General features: G+C 46.4%; 1 protein-coding gene. It reads right to left on the bottom strand.

Features of this window, described 5'->3' with window-relative positions; genetic code table 11:
* Positions 1–1,468, bottom strand: a 1,468-nt coding sequence (locus BQ7364_RS00025; RefSeq protein WP_072682793.1) for an ABC transporter permease, incomplete at its 3' end; no start/stop codon positions are given.
* Positions 1,469–1,759 lie beyond the last annotated feature (291 nt).

Genomic DNA, 1,759 nt, shown 5'->3' on the forward strand with positions numbered 1-1,759 from the left:
CAATGATCATCGGATTGATCTGCACTTCATATTCCGATAACAGGTCATCCTGACTGATTTCCGTAAAGTAGTTCGTCTCCCCCCAATAGATTGTGCCGTTGTTCTGATCGTCCAGCGTTCCATATTGGCTTTCTGTATCAACCTGATAATCCATCACCATCTTGCCAACCTGTTTGGCGACTAACGAACCGCTGACGACTGACAGGGTGAAGCCGATCAGTGCGACGATGATCAATTCAACAAAGAACTGCGCCACAATCTTCATCTTGGATACGCCCATTGACAACAGTACGCCGATCTCATACTCGCGGGTTTTCAGCGTTAAGGCTGTAACGAGCGTGATGATGACGACGGCATTGATTGCGACGATCCAAACGATGATGTTGGAGAACAGCGACAGCGTATCCAGCGGCCGCGCCAGTTTCTTAAACGTATCGTTATTCGCGTCAATCTTCATGAACTCTTTCAAATCAGACTGATGATCCGCCACGAACTGATCGACATTCAGCGGATCGTTTAACAGGAAGACCGCTTTATTGACATACGTATAGCTTTCCGGGGTTGGCGTTTCCGTATCGACATAGTATTCCGGATTTTGCGCTTTGGAATATTCATACTGTTTAATGCCCAGATTGTAATAGGCGTTGCCATAGGCTAACGTAGGGGCAAGGATCGTATTGTCCGGCGAATCATAGCGGCTCATCCATTTGTATTCATTGGAATTCTCATCCAGTTCCTCGTTATTGTGATAGATCCCGATGATTTCCAGATTCATGTGGATATCCTCATCGGTGACGCCGGTCTGTTCAAAATATTGCATATCATTTTTACTGATCAGATCGATTGTAATCACATCGCCGACACGCAGATTGTTATGGCTGGCCAGTTTATCGGTGATCAGGCAGACCATTTTGCCTTCGTCCACTTCTTCCTGATTGTAGAACCGCCCCTCCACAATTTCATACATCTTATCTTCCAGCTCGATCATATTCGGAAAATAGTTCATCTGTAATTTCAGATCCGGTTCCACATATTCCACCGTCGTTCCGTCCTCATACGTGACCGAGCCTCCGCCGCCGCTGTTTTCCCGTTCATTGTTCAGCGGCACTGTTTCAAAGCCGTTGGAATAAAGCATCATCGAATTGACGACATTGACGGTTTTGACCCGTTCATCGCTCATCAGGTTTTTAATATCTTCAATTTTTACTGATGGAGCATTTTTATAGGCTTCCTTCTGCGCTTCTTCATCTAACCCCTCGGTATACTCACGGAAAGCGTTGTAATCCGTTTCATACGAAACGACGGCCCGCATCTTCCGCCGGGTTTCGATCTTTGCCTGTTCCGAAGCGTTGTTGATGCCCAATCCGATAATGACTAAATTACCGATCAAAAAGAAGGTGATCGCCAACAGGATTGATTTCGACATGCGCCGCGTTATATTCTTGATCGCGCGTGTAAAAAAATTCATCGTGTGTCTCCTTTCCCGCATGGTGATTTTGCCATGCTTCTCTTACAGGCTTCATGGTATCACAGAAGTCTGACTTCCTGGTTATGGAATTCCTTTCAATTTTATTACAGTACAAAGCCGGGGATTTCCCCGGCCTTGTTTATTGAATATCCTTCAGCTGTCCTTCGTTGAGAACTACCCGGTGATCGCTCAGCTCCGATACGACGTTGGAGTGGGTGACGACGATAACCGTCTTCCCGAATTCCTCTGTCAACATCCGGAAGATCTTGATGATCTCCTGTTCCGTCGCCG

The organism is Holdemania sp. Marseille-P2844 (assembly GCF_900120005.1).
Taxonomy (GTDB): Bacteria; Bacillota_I; Bacilli_A; order Erysipelotrichales; family Erysipelotrichaceae; genus Holdemania.